Consider the following 26,580-nt stretch of genomic DNA (forward strand, 5'->3'; position numbering starts at 1 on the left):
ATGAAAAATAAAACCATAATTACCTTTTATGCCTTCATATTATTCCTTTTTTATAGTTGTAATAACGAAGTTGAAATTCCAAAATTAGAATGTACACAACCTGATTTAGCAGTAAACCAAATCGTTCAAAAAGTTAAGGATCTTTCAGGCTCGGTTCCGAAGCAATATAATTACAATGATATAATTGAAGCCTATGTTGTGTCCAGTGATGAAGGAGGAAATTTTTTTAAGGCAATTTCTTTTCAAACAATAGCAACAGATAAAACACCAGCAATTGGTTTCAGTGTTCCTGTTGATGTTTCGAACACGTACATTGATTTTCGTATTGGAAATAAAGTTTACATAAAACTTAAAGATCAATTTACAGACTTATATTTTGGAAGTTTAAGAGTTGGAAGTTTATATGTAAGTAATGCCGGTGATCCAACAATTGGCAGGGTATCGCAAAATGATTATAAAAACGTCCTGAATGCTTCGTGTATGGTTATTGATGAAAACCAATTAGTTAAGTCTGTTTCGATTGAAGAAGCATTAAACGATAATCGCTTAAATACTTTGATAGAGTTAACAGATGTTCAATTTACCGAAGAAGCAATTGGTCGTCATTATTTTGAAGAGTCAAATAATGTGGGAGGTTCAACGAATTGGAATTTGCGCGACAAAACTGGGAATCAGATAATTTTTAGAACTAGCAGTTATGCCAGCTTTGCAGATAATATTGTGCCACAAGGAAGCGGAAAAGTGAGAGGAATAGTGACGAAATTTGGATCAGATTATCAAATGATGATCCGGTCAGAAAAAGATTTAATAATGAACGGAAAAAGAACTGTTCCGTTTTTTGCAGAAGACTTTCAATCCGTAAAAAACAATGTGAATTTTGCCCTTCCGGGTTGGAGCAACATTGTCGAAAAAGCTTCTAAAATATGGAAAAGCATGTTGTATGCCGGAAATGGTTATGCAGAATTTAATACCACAAGTACAACTGCTGCAGAAAATATCGCTTGGTTAGTTACTCCCAAAATAAATATGAGCAATTATAAAAATGCAGTATTGTCTTTTAGAAGTGCGCAGCATGATTTAAAAGTTGATTCACCATTAAATTCTCTTGAAATTTATGTGTCGACTAATTTTGACGGATCAAGTGTTACCAAAGCAAAATGGACAAAATTACAAGCAAATTTACCTTCATTGTCAACGCCAACGCGTCAGTTTATAAGTTCAGGAGGAATAGACTTATCTGCTTATTCAGGGAATATTCATATCGCATTTAAATATATAGGATCAGGAAAAGACAAAACGCTTAATGGAGCATTTATGGTTGATGATGTTAAAATTTTTGGAGAAAATTAAAGTATGTTATTTTTAAAAATGAAATTAAAGTGCTGATTTTTAGATGATAATTTAATAGTGTATTGTTTTTAAGATTTAAAGTGTTAAAATTTAATTGAATTTTGTATTTTGGTCACCCCAAATCGATACAAAAACTATGAAAACCTACTTTATCGCCATCATAATGATGGTTTTTCCATTCTTGTTGCACAGCCAGGATCAAAATGCTCCTGTAAGATTAAAACAAATCAACATTGTAAAAACAAATTACCAGAACTCTAAAGATGGTGAAATTGTAAACAAAACCGTTGTATTTAAAGACGGAAAAATACTAACCATTACTACTTCTGATGTTGTTCAGCATTTTTTTTACAACACAAAAGGATTACTGGATATGACCGTAAAAGACAAAGTTGGAAGCGACTGGAAAGAAGTCGTAAACTACTCTTATGATGCGGATAATAACATTACAAAATTTGTAAAAAAATACCAGGAAGGTAATGACTATATTACAAAAACAGTAACTTTTGGTTATGAAGGTGCAAGAGTAAAAGTAATTACCAAAAAAAGCACCAATCACCAGAATATTGTTGATGATGTTGAATATATTGTCGAGAATGGTATAATTGTAAGACGTACGACAAGAGATCGAAACAAAGCAATAATTGGTAAAATTGAATATGTTTATATCAATGATAATGTTGCCAAACACAAAGGTTTAGTTGGTGATAAAATATCTAAAACGTATACTTTTGACGATAAAAAATCAGTAGATGCTTTAATTGTTCAGAGTTTATTTGGAGATAATTATAAAGTAATTGTACCAATGATTTCTTATCATGAAGATGAATTTAGTTTTGAAGCAATATCATATAATAACGAAATGAATTTTAGTCCGTCATCAGCTGTATTAGTTGCTGTGAGCAGAAAATTCAAATACAATAAATTAAACTATCCAATTTCTTGCTCGCAAGTTGAAGAAAACGGAATTGTAAAAACAGAAAAGACTTTTATTTACGAATAAATCTACTTTTTTAAAGTATTTCAAACCATTTAAAAATTAAGTTATATTGAGATTAAACTCTTAATATTCTTAATTTTTAAATGGTTTCTTATTTGATATAAACACTAATTTCTTAAATAGAACTTAAAAACAAAATTCTATAAGCGTTAGTACCTTACAAATCATTAAATTTGCACCTTATTCAAAGCTATGTTAGAAAAAGAAATTATCAATTTTGAGAGAACTGCCATTGTTGGTATTGTAACTCAAAATCAAAGTGAAGAAAAACTTAATGAATATCTTGATGAATTAGAGTTTTTGACTTTTACCGCAGGAGGTGAAGTTATTAAACGTTTTTCTCAAAAAATGGAACGCCCAAATCCTAAGACTTTTGTTGGAACAGGGAAAATAGAAGAAATCAATCTTTTTGTAAAAGAAAACGACATATCGACTTTAGTCTTTGATGATGAATTATCACCATCACAACAAAAAAATATCTCTAAAATTATAGATTGTAAAATCTTAGACAGAACGCACCTTATCCTGGATATTTTTGCACAAAGAGCTGAAACTTCTTATGCAAGAACGCAGGTAGAGTTGGCTCAATGTCAATATTTACTGCCTAGACTTTCTGGTATGTGGACTCACCTTGAACGTCAAAAAGGAGGTATTGGAATGCGTGGACCCGGAGAAACTGAAATTGAAACAGACAGACGTATCGTTCGTGATCGAATTGCTCTTCTGAAAGAGAAAATAAAAACGATTGACAAACAAATGGGTGTTCAGCGTAGTAATCGTGGTGCGATGGTTCGTGTAGCTTTAGTAGGCTATACAAACGTTGGGAAATCTACATTGATGAATGCTGTAGGTAAAAGTGATGTTTTTGTAGAGAATAAATTATTCGCAACATTAGATACAACGGTTCGAAAAGTGGTAATTAAAAATCTACCTTTTTTGCTTTCAGATACTGTAGGTTTTATTAGAAAACTGCCAACTCAATTGGTAGATTCATTTAAAAGTACATTAGATGAGGTTCGTGAAGCTGATTTATTGTTGCATGTTGTAGATATTTCGCATCCTGATTTTGAAGATCATATCGAATCTGTAAATCAAACTTTGTTAGAAATCAAGAGTAATGATAAGCCAATGATCATGGTTTTTAATAAAATTGACGCCTATAAACATTTGACAATTGATGAAGATGATTTGATTACCGAGAAAACAAGAAGACATTATACACTTGAGGAATGGAAACAGACCTGGATGAGTAATGTTGGTCAGAATAAAGCATTGTTTATTTCGGCTACACAAAAAGAAAACTTTGAAGAGTTTAGAGAAATAGTTTACGAAGCAGTTCGTCAGATTCATATCACGAGATTTCCTTACAATAAGTTTTTGTATCCGGATTATAAAGATGCAATCGAAAAAGAAGAAGAACAAGATGAAGAATAAATAGGGATTTTTACCGCAAAGAGCGCAAAGATTTTATATTAAAAGTATCTCATAAAACACAAAGTTCGCAAAGCTAAATCTACATATAGCTTTGCGAACTTTGTGTTTATTAAGCGCAATCTAAGAAAAGACTTTTGCGTTCTTTGCGGTAAAATACAGCTTCAAATTAAAATCCAAAATTAATCCCTAAACCAAATACTTCTCTAGTTTGAAACCCTTTAAAGGCATTGTCGTCATAAATAGCCTGGAAGGATAAATTGGCAGATAAAAATTTGTTTACTTTCATGATTATATTCAATGAGTAATTAATATCTACATTTTGAGGATCTTCTAAGTAATTAGAATATAAGTTTAATGTGTTTTCAGCAGTTACATTGGTCATAATGGCTAATTTGTAATAAACAGATGCATAGAAACCCAATTCATAACGCATCGTTTTATTGGCGTCTACACCAAAATAATCCCCGTCGACGTACGGTAAACCGGTTGCCTGATCAATTCCTGAAGTATAAGCACCATCTACAAAAGTAAATTTAGAAGTTAATGGTGCAAAATTTATTTTTAGATTATCATCTTTTGTCCAGTAAATACCAGGACCTGTAGTAAGATATCCCGGAGACATGAATTGAGTATTTTCGGTTCTGATCTCTTTACCGTTCTCATCTTTACCATATAAATAACCCGTTGAAAATTGAGTTCTGAAATTCAGGAAATAAGAGTAATACCATTGTCCGAAAGCTTTTTTTCCAAAAATGGAATTGAATTCCAGACGGTCATCAGTCTTTTTTTCATAGTCGGCATTTTTAGTTTGTAAAAGTCCGTAAGATGCTAAAACTTTATTGTCCCAGGTAATATCGTCTTTTTTGTAATTGAAATCGTAGTTGATTCCCAGCGTTCCTGAGAAACTATCTTCACCTCCGGCAATCCAATTATTAAAACTGGACTGATTTAATAAAAGAGAAACAGTTCCTTTTGCTTTCCAGCCTTCATCCTCGATTGTATCGTTTATTTTTTTTACTGCTTTTTCAGTATTCTGAATTAATTCTTTTTCTGAATTTTGGGCTTGAACAAAAGTTACGTTCGCTAAAATAAAAAGTAATAACGTTAGCTTTCTCATGGTATGTAGTTTAAAATGTGTAAGAACAAATATACTAAAAACCGTTAAAAGGTTAGGGATTTATGGGTGTAAAAGAAAGTTATTTCTTAGATTCTTTGTATAAAGGTACTGCTGAACAAGCTTCACCATACATTATACTTCTTGCAAAAGGCTGAAGGTAAGTTGCTGCTAAAATATACGCACGGGTTGGAACCGGTTTTTTAGAACAGCCCTTTACAATTACAGGTTTATTTTTGTATTCAGCGTAATCAAGTTTGCTTAAAATTTCCTCATATAAACTTGCGTCTAAATCTTCGATGGTTCCGTTTACCACTTTTTTTGCATAAGGCGCCAATTGTATCGCAACTAAAATAGTAGACCAAGCGGGAACTATAGCATCTGTACTGCAATTTATAGCAACATATTGATCCTGATATTGTGACCAATCATGATTTTTTAAATGCTCTCTAAAGTCTTTTTCTTTTAATAGAAAACCTTCTAAAAGCCATTGTGAAATATCTATTTGTACCCGAATTCCCTTTGGATAATAATCCTCCAGATCAAATACTTCTAATGCACTATTGGCAACTTTATTGATGATTTCTTCCATAGTTATTAGTGTTCAGTCACAGTTTACAGTCGCAGTTGCACACTACTGCGACTGTAAACTGTATACTTTTATTAAAGCATTCCTAATTCTAATTTTGCTTCTTCGCTCATTAAATCTTTACTCCAAGGCGGATCAAAAGTAATTTCAACGTCAACCTCTTTTATGTTTTCGATTGTTTTTACTTTTTCTTCTACTTCTCTTGGTAAGCTTTCTGCAACCGGACAGTTAGGAGATGTTAGTGTCATCAGGATTTTTACTTCGTAATCTGTATTTACCATTACGTCATAAATCAATCCTAATTCATAAATATCTACAGGAATCTCCGGATCGTAAATGCTCTTTAAAACTTTTACAATTGATTCTCCTAATTCGTTTGTGTCTATTTCTTGTTCCATTTTTTTGTTTTTGTATTTTTTTTCGCCACGAATTTCACAAATTTCCCGAATTAATCATTTCGTATGATTAACAAAAATTCGTGCAAAAGAAATTTAGTTTTTATTTTTTGTGTCAAAAGCCAAAGCGTACATTTTGATATTTTTAATCATCGAAACCAATCCGTTTGCGCGAGTTGCTGATAAATGTTCTTTTAAACCTATTTCATCAATAAATTCAGTATCTGCATTTATGATATCTTCTGCTTTTTGATTAGAGAAAGCACGAATTAAAATGGCGATAATTCCTTTGGTTAGAATTGCATCACTATCTGCAGTAAATACAATTTTATCGTCATTTTGTTCACCTTGTAACCAAACTTTCGATTGACAGCCTTTGATTAAATTTTCTTCTGTTTTGTATTCTTCTTTAATCAACGGAAGGCTTTTCCCTAATTCAATGATGTACTCATAACGTTGCATCCAGTCATCAAACATCGAAAATTCGTCGATTATTTCGTTTTGTATTTCTTTTATTGTCATAATTATTCTTTAGTAAAACTAACCAGCAAATTTACCAATTTTTCTATTTCCTTTGGGGGAGTACCATTGTCGAAACCCAAGGTTTCATAAGTTTGCTGATCCTTAGTAATCTTTAAATTTGCAATTGCAGCACCGTCGTAAAAACGTTTTTCTGTTGGGGCTTTTAAAGTTTTAATACTTTCCAGGTCAATTTTCGCAAATTCGGCTACAATCTGTTTCCATTTTGCATCTTCTATTTTGCTTTCTATTGGTTCAGTATTTTTGCCATTTATAACTGAAACTGTTTTGTTTTGAACAATTATCTTTTTATAAAAGCCACGTGAAACTGCAGAATATTCCATTTGTGTTGCTGTCATATCAGTAGTTTTTTGGCTTGAGCAACTTGTTGCAATGAAGATCGTTAAGAGTAATAAAGATAGTGTTCTCATAGTTTTTTTAGCTTAACATAGTTTTTGCCTTTTTAACGGCTTCAACCATTATGTCAATTTCTTCTATTGTATTGTAAAAAGAAAATGAAGCACGAATGGTTCCGGGAATGCAGAAAAAGTTCATAATGGGTTGTGCGCAATGATGTCCTGTTCTAACCGCAATTCCTAATTTATCGATAATTGAACCAATATCGTAAGGATGAATTCCGTCAATATTAAACGAAACTACAGAAGCTTTATTTTTTCCGGTTCCGTAAATTTTTAAACCTTCAATTTCCAGTAAACGTTTTGTAGCGTGTTCTAATAATTTCTCTTCTTGTTCCTGAATGTTTTGAAAACCTATATTATTTAGATAGTCAACGGCAGTTCCTAAAACAATTCCGCCAGCGATATTTGGCGTTCCGGCTTCAAATTTATGAGGAAGATCAGCATAAGTTGTTTTCTCGAAAGTGACTTCCTTGATCATTTCGCCACCGCCTTGATATGGAGGTAATTTATTTAACCAACCTTCTTTTCCGTATAAAATTCCAGTTCCGGTTGGACCGCACATTTTATGTCCTGAAAAAGCATAAAAATCACAATCTAAATCTTGAACATCCGGTTTTAAATGCGGAACAGCCTGTGCGCCATCAATTAAAACTGCAGCGCCCACAGCATGTGCTTTTTCGATAATATATTTGATAGGATTAATGATCCCTAATGCGTTCGAAATATGATTTACAGTTACAACTTTAGTTTTTTCTGAAAGCAAAGCGTCAAAAGCATCCATAATCAGTTCACCATTTTCATCCATCGGAATTACTTTAAGAGTGGCTCCGGTTTTTTCGCATAACATTTGCCAAGGCACAATATTACTATGATGTTCTAAAGAGGAAACAATTACTTCGTCGCCAGGTTTTAAAATTGAAGCAAAACCATTGGTTACTAAATTGATTCCGTGCGTTGTTCCCGAAGTAAAGAGTACTTCGTGTGAGAACTTAGCATTAATATGATGCTGGATTTTGACTCTTGAAATCTCGTAAGCATCAGTTGCTAATTGACTTAAAGTGTGTACTCCACGGTGAATATTGGCATTTATTTCCTGGTAATATTTCGCCTCAGCATCGATCACAATTTGTGGTTTTTGTGATGTTGCTCCGTTGTCGAAATAAACTAAAGGTTTTCCGTTTACTTTTTCCGAAAGTATCGGAAAATCAGCTCTTATTTTTTGGATGTCTAACATGTCTTATTTAGAAAAATTCTATTTACAAAAGTACTAAAACTAAATTGGTTTATCCACCAAAACTATAATTTCCTTTTATGGCGCTATCAATAGAAGATTTGAAAATCAATTCTGTAAAATTTGATAGTATTTATAAATTATTGAAATTCAAAATAGGAGTTCGATCCTAAAATGTTGATGATAAAATATTTATATTGCAGTAAAAAACACCTCTTTAGAATATGAAAAAAATCATCAAGTTACTTGCACTTGTTTTGTTAATCGTAGTTCTTTATTTTGGATTTACAACTTATCCAAAGCTGGAATTAATTTCTGGCTTTTCGGCCAAAAGTATTGCTTCAGGACATTTCTTAGACAATAGATCGAAAGAATTGATCGAAAAATCAGATAATGACATTCCGTTAATGGATTTGGCAACCAATACAATTGATGAGGCAGGAAAGTTTGCAACATCTGCCGTTTATGGCTTAAAAGAAAGAAAAGCAATTTATCGTGAAGGTTTAGGAGCGACTTTAATTGATGATGATTATGATATTTCGAAACCTTATTTGCTTCCTAAACGTACTAAATTAATCAATAATTTTCCTTTTCCTTACGGAAATAACGAACCAAAAGACACCTTGTTTTCGACTGTAGATTATTCGAAATTGAATAAAGCAATTGATGATTCTTTTGATAAAAACGGAGGGAAATTAAAACGTACACGTGCAGTAATAGTTTTGTATAAAGATAAATTAATAGGTGAAAAATACGACACAGGATTTAACAAAGACAGTAAGATTTTGGGCTGGTCGATGACAAAAAGTATTACCAGTTCAGCTTTTGGAGTTTTAGCAAAACAAGGAAAAATTGACATTTATAAACCTGCTCCAATTGCCGAATGGAAAAATGACGATCGTAAAATTATTACCATAAACGATTTGCTGCACATGAATTCAGGATTAGAATGGGAAGAAAATTACAGTAAAATTTGCGATGCAACAATAATGCTTTTTCAATCTGGAGATATGGCAAAAGTGCAACGTGAAAAGCCAGCTCAGTTTAAACCCAACACACATTGGAATTATTCTTCCGGAACAACCAATTTATTGTCAGGAATTTTAAGAAGCCAATTTAAAACCCAACAAGAATATCTTGATTTTTGGTACGGCGCTGTAATTGATAAAATCGGAATGAATTCGATGATCGTAGAGCAAGATATGACGGGAACTTTTGTAGGTTCTTCCTATGCTTGGGCAACAGCTCGGGATTGGTCTAAATTTGGATTGTTATACCTTCATAAAGGAAACTGGAACGGAGAGCAAATTCTGGATGAAAGCTGGGTAAAATATTCTGCAACACCCACAAATACTTCTAAAGGAGCTTATGGAGCACAATTTTGGCTAAACGCAGGAGGGAAATTTCCAGATGTTCCGCGTGATATGTTTTATTGCAGCGGATATCAAGGACAAATGGTGGCGATTATTCCGTCTCTTGATATGGTAATTGTGAGAATGGGACTTAAGGAAGAAGATCAGGGATTTGATTTTAATGGGTTTTTGAAGGGGATAATTTCTTCGGTTAAGAAATAGTTTATATACAGAAAACCCGACAGGTTTTTAAAACCTGTCGGGTTTGAATATAGTATTAAATAGAATTTTTTACAAATCAAATCCTAAATTCACGCCTAATTTCATGGCAATGATTTTAGTAATTCTTTGTTTTAATTCTGGTATTTTAATGCTTTCGATAACGGCGTTCGAGAATGCGTACATCAATAAAGCTTTAGCTTCTTTTTTAGGGATTCCACGAGATTGCATGTAGAACATTGCAGTTTCGTCAAGTTGTCCAACAGTACAACCGTGAGAACATTTTACGTCGTCAGCAAAAATTTCTAATTGTGGTTTTGCATTGATAGTAGCTTTGTCACTCAATAAAATATTATTACTTTTTTGGAAAGCATTTGTTTTTTGAGCTTCTTTATTTACTAGAATTTTTCCGTTGAAAACTCCCGTTGAACGGTCAGAGAAAATTCCTTTATAATCCTGAAAACTCTCGCAGTTTGGTTGTGCGTGGTTTACCAAAGTATAATGATCGACGTGTTGTTTGTCGTTTAGAATTGAAATTCCGTTAAGCGTACTTGTCAATCTTTCACCAAAGTGATAAAAGTTTAAGTTGTTACGAGTAAGATTTCCACCAAACGAAAATGTATGCACATAAGCATGACTTTCCTGTTGTTGAGAAACGTAAGTATTGTCAATTAAATTAGCTTCGCTATTATCGTTTTGAATTTTGTAATAGTCAACAATCGCACGTTTTTGAGTAAAAATCTCTGTAACCGAATTGGTTAAAACCGGATTTTCGTTCAAACTTTGGTGACGCTCGATAATCTGAACATGTGAATTTTCACCCACAATAACCAAATTTCTTGGCTGAACCATTAATGCAGCTTCGTTTCCTGTTGAGAAATACATGATCTCAATAGGTTTATCTGCAACTTTCTTTTGTGGAATATTGATAAAAGCACCTTCACTTGCAAATGCAGTATTCAATGAAGTTAAACTATCATCTTTACTTGCGATTTGATTGAAGTACGTATCAATAATCATTTTATATTTTGGTTTGGTCAATGCCGATGACATCAAGCAAACATCGATTCCGTCATGTGTAGTAGAAGACAAATGCGAACTGAAAACACCATCGATAAATACTAATTTATAGGTGTCGATTTCGTGTAAAAAGTATTTTTTTACCTGATTAAATTCGATTGCATTTTCTTGCTTAGGAAAAACCGTAAAGTCATTTTTTAAGATGGCGTTTAACGATGTATATTTCCAAGCTTCTTCTTTTTTGGTTGGGAAACCTTTATTTTCGAAGTTTTTTAAGGCATTTGTGCGTATGTCATGTAAATCTGAATGTACATCGACACGCTCTTCAAAAGCCATAAAAGACGATACTAATTTTTCTTTTAAATCCATTTTCTTGTTTGTTTCCTTCGGAGTTTCAGGTTTCAAGTTTCAGGTTGCTTATTGAAACTTAACTCCTTTGAATCCATATTGTTTCAGGTTTAAAGTTTCAGGATTTTCTACTGAAACTTATTTCCTTTGAAATCTTTTTTATTAAGGTAAGTGATAAAGTTTTTTATTTTACCTCTTAAATTTTCGTAATCTTTTTTTAAAGCTTCAAATTTTTGTTCTGAAATATATTCAAAATCAAAAACTCTATAAAGTTGAGATCTTGTTTCTCCTGCAGAGCCTTTTGCTATTGATAAAAATTGTCGAAATTCTAAATTTCCATCTCTTTCAAAACCTTCAGCAATATTATCCATCACTGATCCAGAAGAAGCTTTTATTTGATTTTTAAATCTGAAATCTGATTTTAATTCTGTTTCAATTGCAATTGAATGAACTTCTTTTGCTAATCGTCGAGCTTCTTTCCAGATTTCCAAATCTTCAAATCGAGTTATAGTTGCCATGTTTTATCTTAATTAAGTTTAAACCTACAAATGTAGCTCAACTTGAAACTAAACAAACATGAAACCTGAAACTAAAATTTAGTTCTCCGCTTTAATCCAGTCGTATCCTTTTTCTTCCAGTTCGTAAGCCAATTCTTTTCCTCCAGATTTTACGATTCTTCCGTTGTAAAGAACGTGAACAAAATCCGGAACAATATAGTCTAACAAACGTTGGTAGTGTGTGATAACGATAATTGCGTTTTTCTCGCTTTTCAATTTGTTAACTCCGTTAGCAACAATTCTTAGGGCATCGATATCAAGACCAGAATCGGTTTCGTCAAGGATGGCTAATTTTGGCTCTAACATTGCCATTTGAAAAATCTCGTTTCTTTTTTTCTCTCCTCCTGAAAAACCTTCGTTTAAAGAACGAGATAAAAATTTACGGTCGATTTCTAATAATTCAGATTTCTCACGAATTACTTTTAGCATTTCATTCGCAGGCATTTCGGCTTCACCGTTTGCTTTACGAGTTTCGTTGATCGCAGTTTTCATGAAGTTCGTTACACTTACTCCAGGAATTTCTACAGGATATTGAAAAGAAAGGAAAACTCCTTTGTGTGCTCTTTCTTCAGGAGCAAGATCAGCAAGATCTTCTCCGTCAAGGAAAACTTGTCCGTCAGTAACTTCGTAGTTTTCATTTCCGGCAATTACAGCCGAAAGTGTACTTTTTCCAGAACCGTTTGGTCCCATGATAGCGTGTACTTCGCCAGCTTTAACTTCTATATTAATTCCTTTCAGGATTTCTTTATCACCAATTGAGGCGTGAAGGTTTTTTATTGATAACATTGTTTTTTTTATTTTATATAAATGTCAATTCTATTTTTGTTGTTTGGTTTAGGATATTGGCATTAAAATGCGCGTGTCCTAAATATTCCATGCCTAAATAATCGGCTGATTTTTTGAAAGGAATGTAAAAACTTTCTTCAATTTCATTATCGTGTGAATTTGATATCACACCAATTTTCTTTCCTCTGAGTTTTCTTCCGGTTTCTTTTTCAATTCGGAGTAAATCCGAAAACCGATCAAAGAAAACCTTCATTATTCCACTCATATTATACCAATATATTGGCGTTGCAAAAATTAAAGTGTCGTAATTTTCAAGTATTCCTTTTATCAAGGGCAAAAAATCATCTTCTCTGTTTTTGCTTTCGTAATCGTAATAAGAAATATTAAAATCACTTAGATCAATTACCTCTATTCCGTGTTCTTTAGAAATCTCGTCTACAATTTTGGTTGTATTTCCGTTTTTTCTTGAAGAACCTAAAATGATTACTTTTCTACCTTCCATCTTTAATTATCCTACAGATCCTTCTAAAGAAATCTCTAATAATTTTTGGGCTTCAACAGCAAATTCCATTGGCAATTTGTTCAATACATCTTTACTGAAACCGTTTACAATTAATGCAATTGCTTTTTCAGTTGGAATACCTCTTTGGTTGCAATAAAAAACCTGATCTTCTCCAATTTTACTTGTAGTTGCTTCGTGCTCTATTTTAGCTGATGGATTTTTACTTTCGATATAAGGGAAAGTATGTGCTCCGCAATTGTTTCCCATTAAAAGAGAATCACATTGAGAAAAGTTACGTGCATTTTCAGCTCTTGGGCTAATTTGCACTAATCCACGGTAACTGTTTTGTGATTTACCAGCAGAGATACCTTTAGAAATAATAGTCGATTTAGTATTTTTTCCTAAATGGATCATTTTAGTTCCTGTATCTGCTTGTTGGTAATTATTGGTAACGGCAATTGAATAAAATTCTCCCACCGAATTATCTCCTTTTAATACACAAGAAGGATATTTCCAGGTTACAGCAGAACCAGTTTCTACTTGTGTCCATGAAATTTTAGCGTTTGTTTCGCATAAACCTCTTTTGGTTACGAAGTTATAAACTCCACCTTTTCCTTCTTTGTTTCCAGGGAACCAGTTTTGAACGGTAGAATATTTAATTTCGGCATCATCCAATGCGATTAATTCAACCACAGCAGCGTGCAATTGATTTTCGTCACGACTTGGAGCCGTACAACCTTCAAGGTATGAAACATAACTTCCTTCATCTGCAATAACTAGGGTTCTCTCGAATTGTCCTGTTCCTGCCTGATTGATTCTAAAATAAGTTGAAAGTTCCATTGGGCAACGAACGCCTTTTGGAATATAACAGAAACTTCCGTCAGAGAAAACCGCTGAGTTTAATGCTGCGTAGAAGTTGTCTTTTTGAGGTACAACAGTTCCTAAATATTTACGAACTAATTCCGGATGTTCTTTGATAGCTTCAGAAATAGGACAGAAAATAATTCCTTTTTCTCCCAATGTTTTCTTGAAAGTAGTAGCAACAGAAACAGAATCGACAACAATATCCATAGCGACATTGTTCATCATTTTTTGTTCGTCTACAGAGATACCTAACTTTTTGTACATTTCAAGAAGTTCCGGATCTACATCATCTAAAGTTTTTGTTGGATCTACTTGCTTTGGAGCAGAATAGTATGAAATAGCTTGAAAATCAGGTTTTTGATAATGAACATTTGCCCATTCCGGTTCAATCATTTCTTTCCACGCACGAAAAGCCTCAATACGCCAATCGGTCATCCATTGAGGTTCTTCTTTTTTTAGGGAAATAGCTCTTACGATATCTTCATTTAAGCCAATAGGAAATGTTTCCGATTCAATATCGGTGTAAAATCCGTATTCGTATTCTTTAGTTTCGAGTTCGATTTTTAAATCGTCTTCCGTGTATTTTGACATTTTTTAGTTTTTTAAAACGCTTGGGAAATAAGATTTCTTAAGCATTTAAATTTTGCTTTTAGACTTTACTTATAGCGAAAAAGATTCTCCGCAACCACAAGTTCTGCTTGCATTTGGATTATTAAATACGAAACCTTTTCCGTTTAATCCGCCTGAAAATTCAAGTATTGTTCCGGCTAAATATAGAAATGATTTTTTTTCAACTGCAATTGTTATGTCGTTGTCTACAAATATTTTATCGTCGTCGCCTTTGGTTTTGTCAAATTTTAAATCATATGACAAACCAGAGCATCCGCCACTTTTCACGCCTACTCTTACGTAGTCGCTAGCAGCATCAAAACCATCATCTTTCATCAAGTCGATGATTTTCTTTTTGGCTGTATCAGAAACTTTTATCATTGTTTATGGTATTTGTTTTTGCTTTCAATTGAATTAACATTCAAAATAGTAATTAAATTATTACATTTTAAAGTGCTGTCTTTCAATGTTGAAATTAAATTATCTGCAAAGATACGACTTAAAAACCTTTTTCCATAACGGTTCACATTATTATAACAAATGTTAAAATAGATATTAGTTATATTACTAAATGAATGGGTTATTGATGACAGTTTTTAATGATTTTCAATTTTTTCTCAATTTTCCCAAATAAACAATAAATTAAGAACTCTGAAGATTAAAGATTTGTCAAGATTTTTAAAAGGATTTTTTTAGCATAACGGAATTGTATTTCCTAGCTTTGTTTTTAATATTAGAAATCTATTCTCATGAAGCTTTACCCAATAGAATCCGGAAATTTTAAATTAGATGGCGGCGCTATGTTTGGTGTTGTGCCTAAAACAATCTGGAAGAAAACGAATCCCGCAGATGCTAATAATTTAATTGATATTGCTGCACGTTGCCTGCTTATTGAAGACGGAAACCGATTGATTTTGATTGATACGGGAATGGGAAACAAGCAATCTGAAAAGTTTTTTGGATATTACTCACTTTGGGGATCACATTCGATAGACAAATCATTGGCAAAATATGGTTTTCACCGAGATGATATTACGGATGTTTTTATGACACATTTGCATTTTGATCATTGTGGAGGAAGTGTTCAATGGAATTCGGACAAAACTTTTTATGAGCCGGCTTTTAAAAATGCTAAATTTTGGACGAATGAAAATCATTGGGAATGGGCAACAAAACCTAATGCCCGTGAAAAAGCATCTTTTCTTTCAGAGAATATTTTGCCTATGCAGGAAAGCGGACAATTGAATTTTATCAAACGTCCTGAAAGTGATTTTGGATTTTCTGATGAAATGAATTTCGGAATTTATTACGTTGATGGTCATACCGAAAAGCAAATGATTCCACATATTCAATACAAAGATAAAACCATAGTTTTTTGTGCGGATTTGTTGGCTACAGCCGGACATATTCCGTTGCCATACGTTATGGGATACGATACGCGACCTTTGCTAACAATGCCCGAAAAATCAAAATTCCTGAACGCGGCAGCAGATAATAATCATTATTTGTTTTTAGAACATGACGCTCATAACCAGATTATAACGGTAGAACATACTGAAAAAGGAGTTCGACTGAAAGAAGTTTTTACTTGCGAAGATGTTCTTTAGGACAAAATCTTAAATATAAAAAAAATCCCATTCGCGGCAGCAAATGGGATTTTTTAGTTTTAACAATATATAATTATTCAACAATAATTTTCTTTGCTGAAGCAGCATTCTGATTAATTAGGTATACATAATAAACTCCTTTTGGTAAACCAGATAAGTTTATAGTATTATTTGTATTACTTGAATTTAAAGTAAATGTTTTTACCAATTGTCCTAATGAATTATAAACCGTTGCTTTTTCTAAAGCAATATTATTAATATTTACTTCACCTTTTGTTGGGTTTGGATATAAAACTGCTTTGTTAAAACCAGAATCTTCGATACCTAACGTAGAACAAGTAGCAGAATAAATAGCAGTTGGTTCTTTAATTTTAGACCAATTTGCATTAGAATAATTAACATCGTCTACCTTAATACAACTTAAGGTTGTAAGTCCTAAAAAGCTAGTGTATAAAGCGGCAGTTTTTTTATCTGTTGCAGATGGTAAAACAAAATTTCTATTATTACCATTTTGAAGGTTTAATGATATTAATGGATTATTTGTTACATATACAATTTTAAGTTTACTGTTTTTGGATAAATCCAATGTAGTGATTTGGTTTGAACCAGCGTTTAATGTTTCTAAAGCCAGATTCTTGCTCACATCTAATGTGGTCAATTGATTATCACTGCAATCTAAAAATGTCAATGCAGTAAAATTTTCAATTCCGGACAGATCTTTAATATTGCTGTTAGAAAGATCTAAAGAAGTAATTGTACTAATGTTTGCGGTAGTTATTCTTCCGTTTAAACCATCAGTATCAATTCCTAAATCGATTAATTTTTGTTCAAAATTTGGTTCTGCAATTAAAGTATAATAATCGCAATCTTCGTTATAAGTAGCCGTAACGTCTTTAAAATTTAGCCAATTAGTATCTGAATATGTTTTATTATCGACTTGTATACAGCTTAGATTTGGATTATTCTCCAGATGAATATTGAAAGAATGTAAATTAGTATTGTTTCCATTTTTTAAATTCAAGCTTATCAATTGATTTGAAGAACAATTCAAATCCTTTAAAAGAATATTTTTGCTAAGATCTAATTTGGTTAATTGGTTAGAAGCACAAAATAATTGAGACAATGCTTTATGTTGCGAAAGGTCTATAGAACTTAATTGATTTCCACTGAAATCTAAAAGATCTAAAGCGGTATTATTAATAATGTCTAAGGTTGACAATAAGTTGTTCTCACAGGTTAATGCTACCAAATTATTACTTTTAGAAGTGTATAATTCTGTTAAACGATTGTTACTGCTGTCTAAAATTTGTAATGCATAATTGTTGCTAAGATCCAAAGACGTTAATTGGTTTCCACTACAAATTAAATTAGTTAAAGCTGAAAAACCATCAATTCCTTCTAAGCTGGAAATTTTAGCTCCAGATACATTTAAGAAAGTCAATTTATTAATACTTGAAGTTAAAACTTTCCCATCTGAAACTCCTGTGTCAATGCCAAGTGAAATTAATTTGTTTTCAAAATTCGAATCTGGTATAAGTGTATAAGTATTACAGTTTGTCGAATAATTAGCAGTAATGTCTTTTGCGCTAGACCAATTTTTATTTGAATAAGTAACATCATCTACTTGAATACAAATTAGATCTGGGTTTTGTATAAAATTCACAGTGGTAAGCAGTGTATTTGTCCCATTCTTAATGTTTAAATCGCTTAGTTGATTATTAAAACATTGTAAAATGGTAAGTGCTTTATTCTTAGAAACATTTAAAGTGGTAAGCTTTCCATTTCCGCAATACAATTCTTTAAGTGCTGTATTATTAGAAATATCGAGAGTTGTAAAAGTCATCTTTTCACATAATAAAGACTTTAGTTTAGTATTCTTAGAAACATCCAGTTTGCTTAATTTACTGTCTGAACATGCTAAATCAGTCAATTCTGTAAGCATAGAAATATCTAAAGCAGTTAGTTTATTGTAATAACAATTTAAATAAAACAAAGCTGTATTATTAGAAACATCAAGAGCTGTCAGTTGATTGAATCCGCAGTCTAAATATTGCAGAAGTTTGTTTTTGGAAACATCCAAAGTTATCAGTTTATTGCCATTACAACCAAACCAATACAAAGCCAAATTATTAGTTACATCTAAAGAGGTCAGTTGATTAGCAGTACATAATAATGATCCAAGATTCAGCATTTTGGTTACATCAAGCGATGTTATTTGATTATAAATACAATCTAATGCAGTTAATTTTAAATTTGCTGACAAATCCAAAACGCTTAGATTATTGTATCTGCAGTTTAGATCTGTCAAAAGTTTGTTATTTGAAACATTAAGAGTCAAAAGTTTATTGGTTCCGCAATCCAATTTGGTCAGCGAAACAAAATCTTCAATACCTGATAAATTTGAAATATTACTATTAGAGACGTCCAAAGAAGTTATAGTTGATATATTACTGGTAAGTACTTTACCATCAGCAGCACCTGAGTCAATACCTAATGCAATTAATTTATTTTCAAAATTAATATCAGGAATAACAGTATACTGGGCATAAATTGAAAAGTTAGCTAATAATAGCAATAAGAGTAGTTTTGTTTTCATAGATTAGTTTTATAATTAGTTCATGCAAGTATACAATTTGTAACCGATTTTCTTTTACGGGAAAACGTAATATTTATCATTCATTTTTTTTAATTTTAAACATAAAAAAATCCCATTCGACTAGGCGAATGGGATTTTTTAGTTTTAACAATATATAATTATTCAACAATAACTTTCTTTGCTGAAGCAGCGTCCTGATTAATTAGGTACACATAATAAACACCTTTTGGTAAATCGGATAAGTTTATTTTATTATTTGTATTACTTGAATTTAAAGTAAATGTTTTTACCAATTGTCCTAATGAATTATAAACCGTTGCTTTTTCTAAAGCAATATTATTAATGTTTACTTCCCCTTTTGTTGGGTTTGGGTATAAAACTGCTTTATCAAAAACAGAATCTTCGATGCCTAAAGTAGAACAAGTAGCAGAATAAGTAGTAGTAGGTTCTTTAATTTTAGACCAATTTGCATTAGAATAATTAGGATCGTCTACCTTAATACAGCTTAGAGTTGTAAGACCTAAAAAGCTAGTGTATAAAGAAGCCGTTTTTTTATCTGTTGGTGATGGTACAACAAAATTTCTATTATTACCATTTTGAAGATTTAATGATATTAATGGATTATTTGTTACGTATACAATTTTAAGTTTACTGTTTTTGGAAAAATCCAATGTAGTGATTTGGTTTGTAGAAGCATTTAATGTTTCTAAAGCAAGATTTTTACTCACATCTAATGTTGTCAATTGATTATCGCTGCAATCTAAAAATGTCAATGCAGTAAAATTTTCAATTCCTGACAGATCTTTGATATTACTATTAGAAAGATCCAGAGAAGTAATTCCAGCTATATTTGCGATAGTTATTTTTCCGTTCAAACCATCAGTATCGATTCCTAAATCGATTAGTTTTTGTTCAAAATTTGAATCTGCGATTTGAACAAATTCAGTAGAGCAATCCAGAGTGTATTTTGCTGTTGCATCTTTTAGGTTTGACCAATTTGCATTAGAATAAGCAACATCATCAACTAGAATACAAGTTAAATTTGGATTCTTGTTGAAGTTTGTGTACTTGCGATCGAAAATAGTATTATTTCCGTTTTTTAGATTTAAACTCGTTAATTTATTTAGATCGACTTGTAAACGAGTTATTTTCGTGTTACTAGAAATATCAACGCTTGTTAATAGATTAGAATAACAATAAAAAATAATCAATTCCTTATTTTTTGAAACATCAATTGTTGTCAAAGAATTGTCGGCAATACTTAAGTTATTAAGCAATGTGTTTTTTGATACATCTAAAGCTGTCAATTGATTTGTATCAGAATAAAAGGTATACAAATTTATATTTTTTGAAATATCAAGAGCTGTAATTTTGTTGAAAGAACAATCGACATAATCTAATTTAGTATTATTTGTTAAATCAAGACTTGTTAAATCATTTCTAAAACAAGTAAGATCTATTAAATTAATATTGGCTGAAATATCTAATGATGTCAATATGTTTTCATGACAATTTAAAAAAACTAGATTAGGATTGTTTTTTACATTTAAACTCGTTAACTTATTTGTACTGCACAGAACTAAAGTCAGAGCATTATTTTTAGATAAATCTAACGTGGTTAATTGATTATTGGAAACGACTAGATTGTTTAGTTGTAGGTTTCTAGATAAATCTAATGAAGTTAATTGATTATAATTGACACCTAAATAAGTTAAATTTATGTTTTGACTTACATCTAAAGTTGTTAATTCATTTTTATCCAGAGATAAAAAGTTTAATAAAACGTTTGATTGAATGTTTAGATCCTTCAGTTTGTTTTCGCGTATGCTTAATGAGGTCAAACTTTTATTTGAAGAAAGATCTAACGTTGTTATTTGATTCATACCAGCAGAAAGGTATGTTAAATCTCTAAATCCTTCAATACCTGTTAAATCTTTGATAGAAGAATCTGTAACGTTTAAAGTAGTTAAAGAAGCAATATTTGTGGTTAAAACTTTTCCATCCGGAGTTCCGGAGTCGATTCCCAAACTAATTAATTTAGTTTCAAAATTAAGATCCGGAATTAATGTAACAGCATTACAGTCTGTAGTAAAACTTGCGGTGTTGTCTTTTGTAGTTTTCCAGTTTTTAAGGGCATAATCAACATCAGCAACCAAAATACAATTCAGTTTATTGTAAATACAGTTTAATAATACTAATGCATTGTTTTTGGTAAGATCTAAACTAGTTATCATATTTCGATCACACGCCAATGAAGTTAAATTTAAATTAGCTGATACATCTAAATTTGTAAATTTATTAGAGGAAATCCATAATGAATTTAGAGCTAAATTTTTAGATACATCAATTGTTGTTATTTGATTTTCATTACAATACAAATTTGTCAACGCCAAATTACTCGATACATCCAGATTCGTTAGTTTATTGGCGTAAATCCATATAGTAGTTAGTGCTAAATTTTTAGAAATATCAAAAGTTGTCAAATTATTATAAGATATATATATATATTGTAAATCTAAATTTTTGGATACATCGAGAGTAGTTAATTTATTCTGACCACATCTCAAATTAGTTAATTTTACATTTTTGGAAAGATCTAAAGTCGTAATTTGATTATCAGAACAATCCAAAGCTTGTAAAGCGATAAAATCCTGAATTCCTGTCAAATCAGCAATTGATTCCCCATAGATATTTAAGGTAGTTAAGGATGAAACATTTGAAGTCAGGACTTTTCCATTTACACCGTCTCTGTCAATTCCAAGGGCAACCAGTTTTTTCTCAAAGTTAGTATCTGGAATCAGCGTGTAAGCAGAGCAATCTGTGCTAAAACTCGCCATCGGATCTTTTACCTGAGACCAAAGTTTATTAGCATCTTCTACATTATCTACCTGAATGCATTCCAGGTAATTTCCGTAAAAAGTTGCATAAGAAGCGTTAGGATTAAACAAATAATTTGCTCCGTTTTTTATGTTCAAATAGGTCAACAAATTAGTATGAGCGGTCATCACTCTTAGTTTATTGTTTTTACTAAGATCTAGACTTTTTAGTAAATTGTTACTGCACCACAAACGATCTAACTTTAAATTAGAAGACACGTCTAGAATTTTGATACTATTATAGATGCAATCCAGACTTTCCAGCATTAACTGTTTAGAAACATCTATACTTGTAAGTTCATTGCGTTTGCAATCAATGTTTGAAAGTGCTGTATTGTTAGAAAAATTAAGCGCGGTTAATTTATTATTTGGACATTGTAGTGTAACTAAAAGTGGATTATTAGCAAGATTTAACGTTGTTAAAAGATTATTGCTACAAGATAAAGTGGTTAATTTGATGTTTTTAGATACATTTAATTGAGTCAATCGATTGTCATCACAACTCAAATAATCTAAAGCAATAAAATCTTCAATTCCGGTAAGGTTTGTAATGGAACTGTTACCGACATTCAAAGAAGTCAAAGAAGCCACTTTTGAAGTTAAAACTTGACCATCTGGAGCACCAGAATCAATACCAAGACTAATTAATTTGTTTTCAAAATTAATGTCAGGAATGGCAGTGTACTGTTGAGCATAAATTGAAAAATTTGCTAATAATAGCAATAAGAGTAATTTTGTTTTCATAGATTGGATTTATGGTTAGGTCGCGTAAGTTTACAAATTGTAATTCTTATTTCCTTACGGGAAGACGTAATTGGTCTTATTTTTTTTTTTGAGAAAAGCACAAACTAAAAAGTCCCATTTTCAATAACATGAAAATGGGACTTTTTTAGTTTTAACAAAATATAATTATTCAACAATAACTTTCTTTGCTGAAGCTGCATCCTTATTAATTAAGTATACATAATAAATTCCTTTTGGTAAATCAGATAAATTAATCGTGTTATTGGTATTATTTACACTCAAAGTAAAAGATTTTACCAATTGTCCTAATGAATTGTAAACCGTTGCTTTTTCTAAAGCAATGTTATTAATATTTACTTCACCTTTTGTTGGGTTTGGGTATAAAACTGCTTTATCAAAAACAGAATCTTCGATGCCTAAAGTAGAACAAGTAGCAGAATAAGTAGTAGTTGGTTCTTTAATTTTAGACCAATTTGCATTAGAATAAGTTGGATCATCTACCTTAATACAGCTTAAGGTTGTAAGTCCTAAAAAGCTAGTGTATAAAGAGGCCGTTTTTTTATCTGTTGGAGCTGGTAAAACAAAATTTCTATTATTACCATTTTGTAGATTTAATGATATTAATGGATTATTTGTTACGTATACAATTTTAAGTTTACTGTTTTTGGATAAATCCAATGTAGTGATTTGGTTTGTAGAAACATTTAATGTTTCTAAAGCAAGATTTTTGCTCACATCTAATGTTGTTAATTGATTATCGCTGCAATCTAAAAATGTTAATGCAGTAAAATTTTCAATTCCTGACAGATCTTTAATGTTGCTGTTAGAAAGATCCAGAGAAGTAATTGCAGCTACATTTGCAGTGGTTATTCTTCCGTTTAAACCATCAGTATCAATTCCTAAATCGATTAGTTTTTGTTCAAAATTAGTATCAGGCAATACTACAAAGTCTACTGTGCAATCTGTACTAAAAGTAGCTGTGGCATCTTTTTTACTAGCCCAATTTGTATTAGCATATTGTACATCATCAACCTGAATACAGGTTAAATTTGGGTTGTTCCTAAAGTCTAGTTGTTGATTAGGACCACTGCCTAAAAACTGATAATTGCCATTTTTTAAGTTAAGGGATTTTAATTGATTTGATTCGCAAAGCAACGTCTTTAGAGAAGTATTTTTTGAAATGTCAAGTGATTGTAATTGATTATTGCTGCAATCTAAATAAGCCAGAGCGAGATTTTTTGAAACATCAAGTGATTGTAATTGATTTTGACCGCAATCTAAATAAGTCAGGGCAAGATTTTTAGAAACATCAAGTGTTTTTAATGAATCGCCTCTTATATATAAAGCTTCTAAAGCTGTAAAGTCTTCAATTCCGGTCAAATCAGTTATTTTTAATCCATTAAGACTTAAATAAGGAACAGAAATTATATTTGATTTTAATACTTTTCCATTGACTCCGTCTTGATCCAATCCCAGATCAATTAGTTTTTGCTCGAATTTTTGATCAGGAATTAAAGTATAAACTGTTTCAGAAGAGGTACACGATGTATTATAAGTCGCAATACTGTCTTTTGCTGTACTCCAATTTTCATTCGAATAATCAACATTGTCAACTTGAATGCAGGTTAAATCAGGATTGTTTATGAAATTAATTTTCGCGAAATTAACATTATTTCCATTCTTTAAATTTAAGCTTGTCAATTGATTATAACTAGACTTTAAGTTTTTTAATGCCGTATTTTTAGAAATATCTAAACTTGTTAATTGGTTAGAATCACAATACAAAAGCGTCAAAGCAGTATTTTTAGAAATATCTAAACTAGTAAGCTTATTAGAAGAACATTGTAAATTTATTAGTTCAGTATTTTTAGAGACATTTAAATAGGTTAATTGATTTAGATTACCATATAAATTCTTTAATAAAGTATTTGTAGAAATATCCAGATATGTTATTTGATTTCCTTCACAAACAAGTTCGGTTAAAGCAGTATTTTTAGAAACATCTACTGTTTTTAATAAATTGTAATCACATTGTAAACTTGTTAAAGCAGTATTTCTAGAAATGTCTAAATCAGTTACAGCATTTCTGGAAAAATTTAACGTCCCTAAAGCTGGATTATTAGAAACATCTATGCTTGTTACTTTATTATAAGGAAAATGCAGGCTTGTTAAGGCACTATTTTTAGAAACATTTAAGCTTGTTATGTCGTTATATCCCAGAGATAAAAAGATTAAGGCGCTATTTTGAGTAACTTCTAGTTGTGTTAATTTATTACTACTACAGCTTAAATTGGTTAAAGATTTAAAATCCTTAATTCCGGTTAAATCACTAATAGATTTTGCATTAACATTTAGCTCCTTAACCGAAGATATATTTGATGTAAGCACTTTTCCGTCCGGAATACCAGAGTCTAAACCCAGGGATATTAATGCATTTTCAAAATTAATATCAGGAATTAAGGTATATCCCTGACTGCAATTCGTATTAAAACTAGCACCAGCATCTTTATAAGCGGACCAATTTGCAGTAGAATAAGCCGCATCGTCTACTTGAATACAAGTTAATTGCGGATTGTCTACCATATAATTATTGATAAAAAAATTCTTGTTGTTTCCGTTCTTTAAGTTTAAGCTAGTTAGTTTATTAGCAGAAAAATTGAATGATTTTAAAGCAGTATTTTTAGAAAGATCTAAACTTGTTATCAGGTTACTGTTACAGTCCAAATTTGTTAGAGCAACATTTGTTGAAACATCTAAATTTGTTAGCCTATTATAGTAACAAACTAAATTTGTCAAAGCGATATTCTTAGAAGTATTTAAATTCGTAATCAAATTGATATTACAATCTAAAATTTTTAAAGCGGTATTCTGGGTGATATCTAAATTTGTGATTTTATTACTTTGGCAAAGTAAGTTTGTTAAAGCAATATTCTTTGATATGTTTAAGGTTGTCAATTTGTTATTATTGCATTCTAAAATTTTTAAGGCAGTATTTTTAGAAAGATCCAAAGTTGTCAATTGATTAGAAATACAATATAAGTTTGTTAAAGATGTAAAATCTTGAATCCCTGTCAAATCTTCGATTGAAGAATAGGAAACATCTAATTGAGTTACTGAAGATATCTTAGAAGTTAATATTTTACCATCCGGGATTCCCGAATCTATTCCAAGAGAAATTAATTTTTTTTCAAAATTTTTATCCGGAATGCTTGTTGTTGGATTACAATTTAAGCTAAAATTTGTTGCAGCATCTTTACTGTTTGACCAATTAGTGTTAGAATACGATACATCATCAACTTGAATACAAGTCAGTTTCGGGTTGTTTTTAAAGTTGACGCTAGTAAGGATATTATTATTTCCGTTTTGAATATTCACAAACGTTAAGTTTCCGTTATTAGCGCAATTTAAAATCTGCAATTTTTTATTAGCAGTAAGGTCCAGTTCTTTTAATTGATTTCCGGATACATTTAAATTAGTTAATAAAGTAAAATCCTGAATTCCTGCTAAATTAGCAATAGAGTTAGAAGGAATATCTAAAGAAGTTACTGATTTTAGATTTTCAGTAAGTACTTCGCCATCCGGTGTTCCTGAGTCTATTCCGAGTGATATTAATTTATTCTCGAAATTAATATCAGGAATTAGTGTATAAAAAGGTTTTTGATTTTTTGCATTATACAAGTTCGTGATTTCCTCTTGCGTTAGCACGCGATTCCAAACTCCGATATCGTCAATTGTTCCTTCAAAATAATTATTTGACTTGTTTTTTCCAATTCTAAAAAGAGTGTTGAAGCCATTTGTATACAAATCAGCAGTTCCGCTTAATTTGAGAACATTATTTATGTATAACGAAAAAGTATTTGTGTCATCATTGAAAACCATTGCATAAAATGTCCACTGATTATTAAAATAGTTTTCTGGAGACTGAAAAGTTTTAGAGTCCAACTGAATATTTAAATACCCATTTTTAGAAAAACTGATTTTAAACCAATAATTAGCATCAGTTTGATTTCCAAAACTTACAAGACAAAAATCAGACTCTTTAGAAGTAATAATGTCAGTAGCTTTAAACCATCCGGTTAATGAGCGTGAGCCGCCTTTAAGAGGATAGTCAACTATATTTGCTTCGATATTACTACTAGTACCATTAAAAGAATATGCAGCATTACTAATCCCAAATCTATCAGATGTTAGCGTAACATCTTTAGGAGTTGTAGTACTTCCGCTTCCTGTTACGTCAGTTGCATTGCCATTAAAAGGAAAATAAGCAAGTAGTCCATCCTTAGGTACATATGTTGGAACATTTGTGGTTTGTGCAGAAACAGAAAAGATGGCTAATAAAAGTAATAAGAGTAGTTTTGTTTTCATAAATTAAATTTAGAATTTTGGAAGTACAAGTATACAAATTGCAATTCATATTTCCTTACGGCAAGACGTAATCGGTTATTATTT

20 protein-coding genes are annotated in these 26,580 nt (G+C 31.3%); 5 read left to right on the forward strand and 15 right to left on the reverse strand.

Annotated elements, in window-relative coordinates; all coding sequences use genetic code 11:
- From ASF10_RS00755 to hflX, 3 genes are all read left to right on the forward strand, one after another.
- Nucleotides 1-1,350 carry a DUF5689 domain-containing protein gene (locus ASF10_RS00755; RefSeq protein ID WP_056244033.1) on the forward strand — a complete coding sequence of 450 codons (1,350 nt, stop codon included), beginning with the start codon at nucleotides 1-3 and terminating at the stop codon, nucleotides 1,348-1,350.
- 136 nt (nucleotides 1,351-1,486) lie between these two features.
- Nucleotides 1,487-2,353, forward strand: coding sequence for a hypothetical protein (locus ASF10_RS00760; RefSeq protein ID WP_056244037.1), 867 nt, complete (start codon nucleotides 1,487-1,489; stop codon nucleotides 2,351-2,353).
- 189 nt (nucleotides 2,354-2,542) lie between these two features.
- Complete coding sequence (gene hflX / locus ASF10_RS00765; RefSeq protein WP_056244040.1) at nucleotides 2,543-3,784, forward strand: GTPase HflX; 1,242 nt, start codon at nucleotides 2,543-2,545, stop codon at nucleotides 3,782-3,784.
- A 166-nt stretch (nucleotides 3,785-3,950) separates the two neighbouring features.
- Here hflX and ASF10_RS00770 read toward each other — a convergent pair whose 3' ends face one another.
- The 6 genes from ASF10_RS00770 to ASF10_RS00795 all read right to left on the reverse strand — a co-directional run bounded on the left by ASF10_RS00770 (nucleotide 3,951) and on the right by ASF10_RS00795 (nucleotide 8,054).
- Nucleotides 3,951-4,901, reverse strand: a complete 951-nt coding sequence (locus tag ASF10_RS00770; RefSeq protein ID WP_056244041.1) for a DUF3078 domain-containing protein — start codon at nucleotides 4,899-4,901, stop codon at nucleotides 3,951-3,953.
- Nucleotides 4,902-4,980: 79 nt separating this feature from the next.
- Nucleotides 4,981-5,490 carry a DUF2480 family protein gene (locus ASF10_RS00775; protein ID WP_056244043.1) on the reverse strand — a complete coding sequence of 170 codons (510 nt, stop codon included), beginning with the start codon at nucleotides 5,488-5,490 and terminating at the stop codon, nucleotides 4,981-4,983.
- Between the two features lie 71 nt (nucleotides 5,491-5,561).
- Complete coding sequence (locus tag ASF10_RS00780; RefSeq protein WP_035688342.1) at nucleotides 5,562-5,885, reverse strand: SUF system Fe-S cluster assembly protein; 324 nt, start codon at nucleotides 5,883-5,885, stop codon at nucleotides 5,562-5,564.
- Nucleotides 5,886-5,978: 93 nt separating this feature from the next.
- Complete coding sequence (locus ASF10_RS00785; protein ID WP_056244045.1) at nucleotides 5,979-6,404, reverse strand: SufE family protein; 426 nt, start codon at nucleotides 6,402-6,404, stop codon at nucleotides 5,979-5,981.
- Nucleotides 6,405-6,406: 2 nt separating this feature from the next.
- Nucleotides 6,407-6,832: a hypothetical protein gene (locus tag ASF10_RS00790; RefSeq protein WP_056244046.1), complete on the reverse strand. Its 426-nt coding sequence runs from the start codon at nucleotides 6,830-6,832 to the stop codon at nucleotides 6,407-6,409.
- Nucleotides 6,833-6,839: 7 nt separating this feature from the next.
- Complete coding sequence (locus tag ASF10_RS00795) at nucleotides 6,840-8,054, reverse strand: aminotransferase class V-fold PLP-dependent enzyme (RefSeq protein ID WP_056244051.1); 1,215 nt, start codon at nucleotides 8,052-8,054, stop codon at nucleotides 6,840-6,842.
- A 221-nt stretch (nucleotides 8,055-8,275) separates the two neighbouring features.
- On the opposite strand from ASF10_RS00795, the gene ASF10_RS00800 reads away from it, so the two are divergent.
- Nucleotides 8,276-9,625 carry a serine hydrolase domain-containing protein gene (locus tag ASF10_RS00800; protein WP_056244054.1) on the forward strand — a complete coding sequence of 450 codons (1,350 nt, stop codon included), beginning with the start codon at nucleotides 8,276-8,278 and terminating at the stop codon, nucleotides 9,623-9,625.
- A gap of 69 nt (nucleotides 9,626-9,694) precedes the next feature.
- Here the strand turns inward: ASF10_RS00800 and sufD are convergent, their stop codons facing one another.
- The 6 genes from sufD to ASF10_RS00830 all read right to left on the reverse strand — a co-directional run bounded on the left by sufD (nucleotide 9,695) and on the right by ASF10_RS00830 (nucleotide 14,689).
- On the reverse strand, nucleotides 9,695-11,011 hold the full coding sequence (gene sufD / locus ASF10_RS00805) for a Fe-S cluster assembly protein SufD (RefSeq protein WP_056244056.1): 1,317 nt from the start codon (nucleotides 11,009-11,011) through the stop codon (nucleotides 9,695-9,697).
- Between the two features lie 107 nt (nucleotides 11,012-11,118).
- Nucleotides 11,119-11,508: a four helix bundle protein gene (locus ASF10_RS00810; protein ID WP_056244059.1), complete on the reverse strand. Its 390-nt coding sequence runs from the start codon at nucleotides 11,506-11,508 to the stop codon at nucleotides 11,119-11,121.
- A 78-nt stretch (nucleotides 11,509-11,586) separates the two neighbouring features.
- Entirely contained in the window at nucleotides 11,587-12,333 is a 747-nt protein-coding gene (gene sufC / locus ASF10_RS00815; protein ID WP_056244062.1) for a Fe-S cluster assembly ATPase SufC, read from the reverse strand.
- 13 nt (nucleotides 12,334-12,346) lie between these two features.
- Entirely contained in the window at nucleotides 12,347-12,835 is a 489-nt protein-coding gene (locus tag ASF10_RS00820) for a flavodoxin family protein (protein WP_056244065.1), read from the reverse strand.
- Between the two features lie 6 nt (nucleotides 12,836-12,841).
- Complete coding sequence (gene sufB, locus ASF10_RS00825) at nucleotides 12,842-14,290, reverse strand: Fe-S cluster assembly protein SufB (protein ID WP_055097561.1); 1,449 nt, start codon at nucleotides 14,288-14,290, stop codon at nucleotides 12,842-12,844.
- 69 nt (nucleotides 14,291-14,359) lie between these two features.
- Nucleotides 14,360-14,689, reverse strand: coding sequence for a HesB/IscA family protein (locus ASF10_RS00830; RefSeq protein ID WP_055097560.1), 330 nt, complete (start codon nucleotides 14,687-14,689; stop codon nucleotides 14,360-14,362).
- Between the two features lie 368 nt (nucleotides 14,690-15,057).
- On the opposite strand from ASF10_RS00830, the gene ASF10_RS00835 reads away from it, so the two are divergent.
- Nucleotides 15,058-15,915: an MBL fold metallo-hydrolase gene (locus tag ASF10_RS00835; RefSeq protein WP_056244068.1), complete on the forward strand. Its 858-nt coding sequence runs from the start codon at nucleotides 15,058-15,060 to the stop codon at nucleotides 15,913-15,915.
- Nucleotides 15,916-15,988: 73 nt separating this feature from the next.
- On the opposite strand, the gene ASF10_RS00840 is transcribed toward ASF10_RS00835, so the two are convergent.
- The 3 genes from ASF10_RS00840 to ASF10_RS00850 all read right to left on the reverse strand — a co-directional run bounded on the left by ASF10_RS00840 (nucleotide 15,989) and on the right by ASF10_RS00850 (nucleotide 26,496).
- Nucleotides 15,989-18,511, reverse strand: coding sequence for a leucine-rich repeat domain-containing protein (locus ASF10_RS00840; RefSeq protein WP_056244070.1), 2,523 nt, complete (start codon nucleotides 18,509-18,511; stop codon nucleotides 15,989-15,991).
- A gap of 158 nt (nucleotides 18,512-18,669) precedes the next feature.
- Entirely contained in the window at nucleotides 18,670-22,131 is a 3,462-nt protein-coding gene (locus ASF10_RS00845) for a leucine-rich repeat domain-containing protein (RefSeq protein ID WP_056244073.1), read from the reverse strand.
- Between the two features lie 165 nt (nucleotides 22,132-22,296).
- Entirely contained in the window at nucleotides 22,297-26,496 is a 4,200-nt protein-coding gene (locus ASF10_RS00850) for a leucine-rich repeat domain-containing protein (protein ID WP_056244075.1), read from the reverse strand.
- Nucleotides 26,497-26,580: the final 84 nt, after the last annotated feature.

This window comes from Flavobacterium sp. Leaf82, assembly GCF_001422725.1.
In the GTDB taxonomy this organism is placed as follows: Bacteria; Bacteroidota; Bacteroidia; order Flavobacteriales; family Flavobacteriaceae; genus Flavobacterium.

Bases quoted from the DNA above. Each gene is read 5' to 3' on its own strand.
- sufC (WP_056244062.1), bottom strand. From the start codon at position 12,333: ATGTTATCAATAAAAAACCTTCACGCCTCAATTGGTGATAAAGAAATC.
- ASF10_RS00755 (WP_056244033.1), top strand. From the start codon at position 1: ATGAAAAATAAAACCATAATTACCTTTTATGCCTTCATATTATTCCTT.
- sufD (WP_056244056.1), bottom strand. From the start codon at position 11,011: ATGGATTTAAAAGAAAAATTAGTATCGTCTTTTATGGCTTTTGAAGAG.
- ASF10_RS00775 (WP_056244043.1), bottom strand. From the start codon at position 5,490: ATGGAAGAAATCATCAATAAAGTTGCCAATAGTGCATTAGAAGTATTT.
- ASF10_RS00785 (WP_056244045.1), bottom strand. From the start codon at position 6,404: ATGACAATAAAAGAAATACAAAACGAAATAATCGACGAATTTTCGATG.
- ASF10_RS00810 (WP_056244059.1), bottom strand. From the start codon at position 11,508: ATGGCAACTATAACTCGATTTGAAGATTTGGAAATCTGGAAAGAAGCT.
- ASF10_RS00845 (WP_056244073.1), bottom strand. From the start codon at position 22,131: ATGAAAACAAAATTACTCTTATTGCTATTATTAGCAAATTTTTCAATT.
- ASF10_RS00840 (WP_056244070.1), bottom strand. From the start codon at position 18,511: ATGAAAACAAAACTACTCTTATTGCTATTATTAGCTAACTTTTCAATT.
- hflX (WP_056244040.1), top strand. From the start codon at position 2,543: ATGTTAGAAAAAGAAATTATCAATTTTGAGAGAACTGCCATTGTTGGT.
- ASF10_RS00850 (WP_056244075.1), bottom strand. From the start codon at position 26,496: ATGAAAACAAAACTACTCTTATTACTTTTATTAGCCATCTTTTCTGTT.
- sufB (WP_055097561.1), bottom strand. From the start codon at position 14,290: ATGTCAAAATACACGGAAGACGATTTAAAAATCGAACTCGAAACTAAA.
- ASF10_RS00800 (WP_056244054.1), top strand. From the start codon at position 8,276: ATGAAAAAAATCATCAAGTTACTTGCACTTGTTTTGTTAATCGTAGTT.
- ASF10_RS00830 (WP_055097560.1), bottom strand. From the start codon at position 14,689: ATGATAAAAGTTTCTGATACAGCCAAAAAGAAAATCATCGACTTGATG.
- ASF10_RS00795 (WP_056244051.1), bottom strand. From the start codon at position 8,054: ATGTTAGACATCCAAAAAATAAGAGCTGATTTTCCGATACTTTCGGAA.
- ASF10_RS00760 (WP_056244037.1), top strand. From the start codon at position 1,487: ATGAAAACCTACTTTATCGCCATCATAATGATGGTTTTTCCATTCTTG.
- ASF10_RS00835 (WP_056244068.1), top strand. From the start codon at position 15,058: ATGAAGCTTTACCCAATAGAATCCGGAAATTTTAAATTAGATGGCGGC.
- ASF10_RS00790 (WP_056244046.1), bottom strand. From the start codon at position 6,832: ATGAGAACACTATCTTTATTACTCTTAACGATCTTCATTGCAACAAGT.
- ASF10_RS00780 (WP_035688342.1), bottom strand. From the start codon at position 5,885: ATGGAACAAGAAATAGACACAAACGAATTAGGAGAATCAATTGTAAAA.
- ASF10_RS00820 (WP_056244065.1), bottom strand. From the start codon at position 12,835: ATGGAAGGTAGAAAAGTAATCATTTTAGGTTCTTCAAGAAAAAACGGA.
- ASF10_RS00770 (WP_056244041.1), bottom strand. From the start codon at position 4,901: ATGAGAAAGCTAACGTTATTACTTTTTATTTTAGCGAACGTAACTTTT.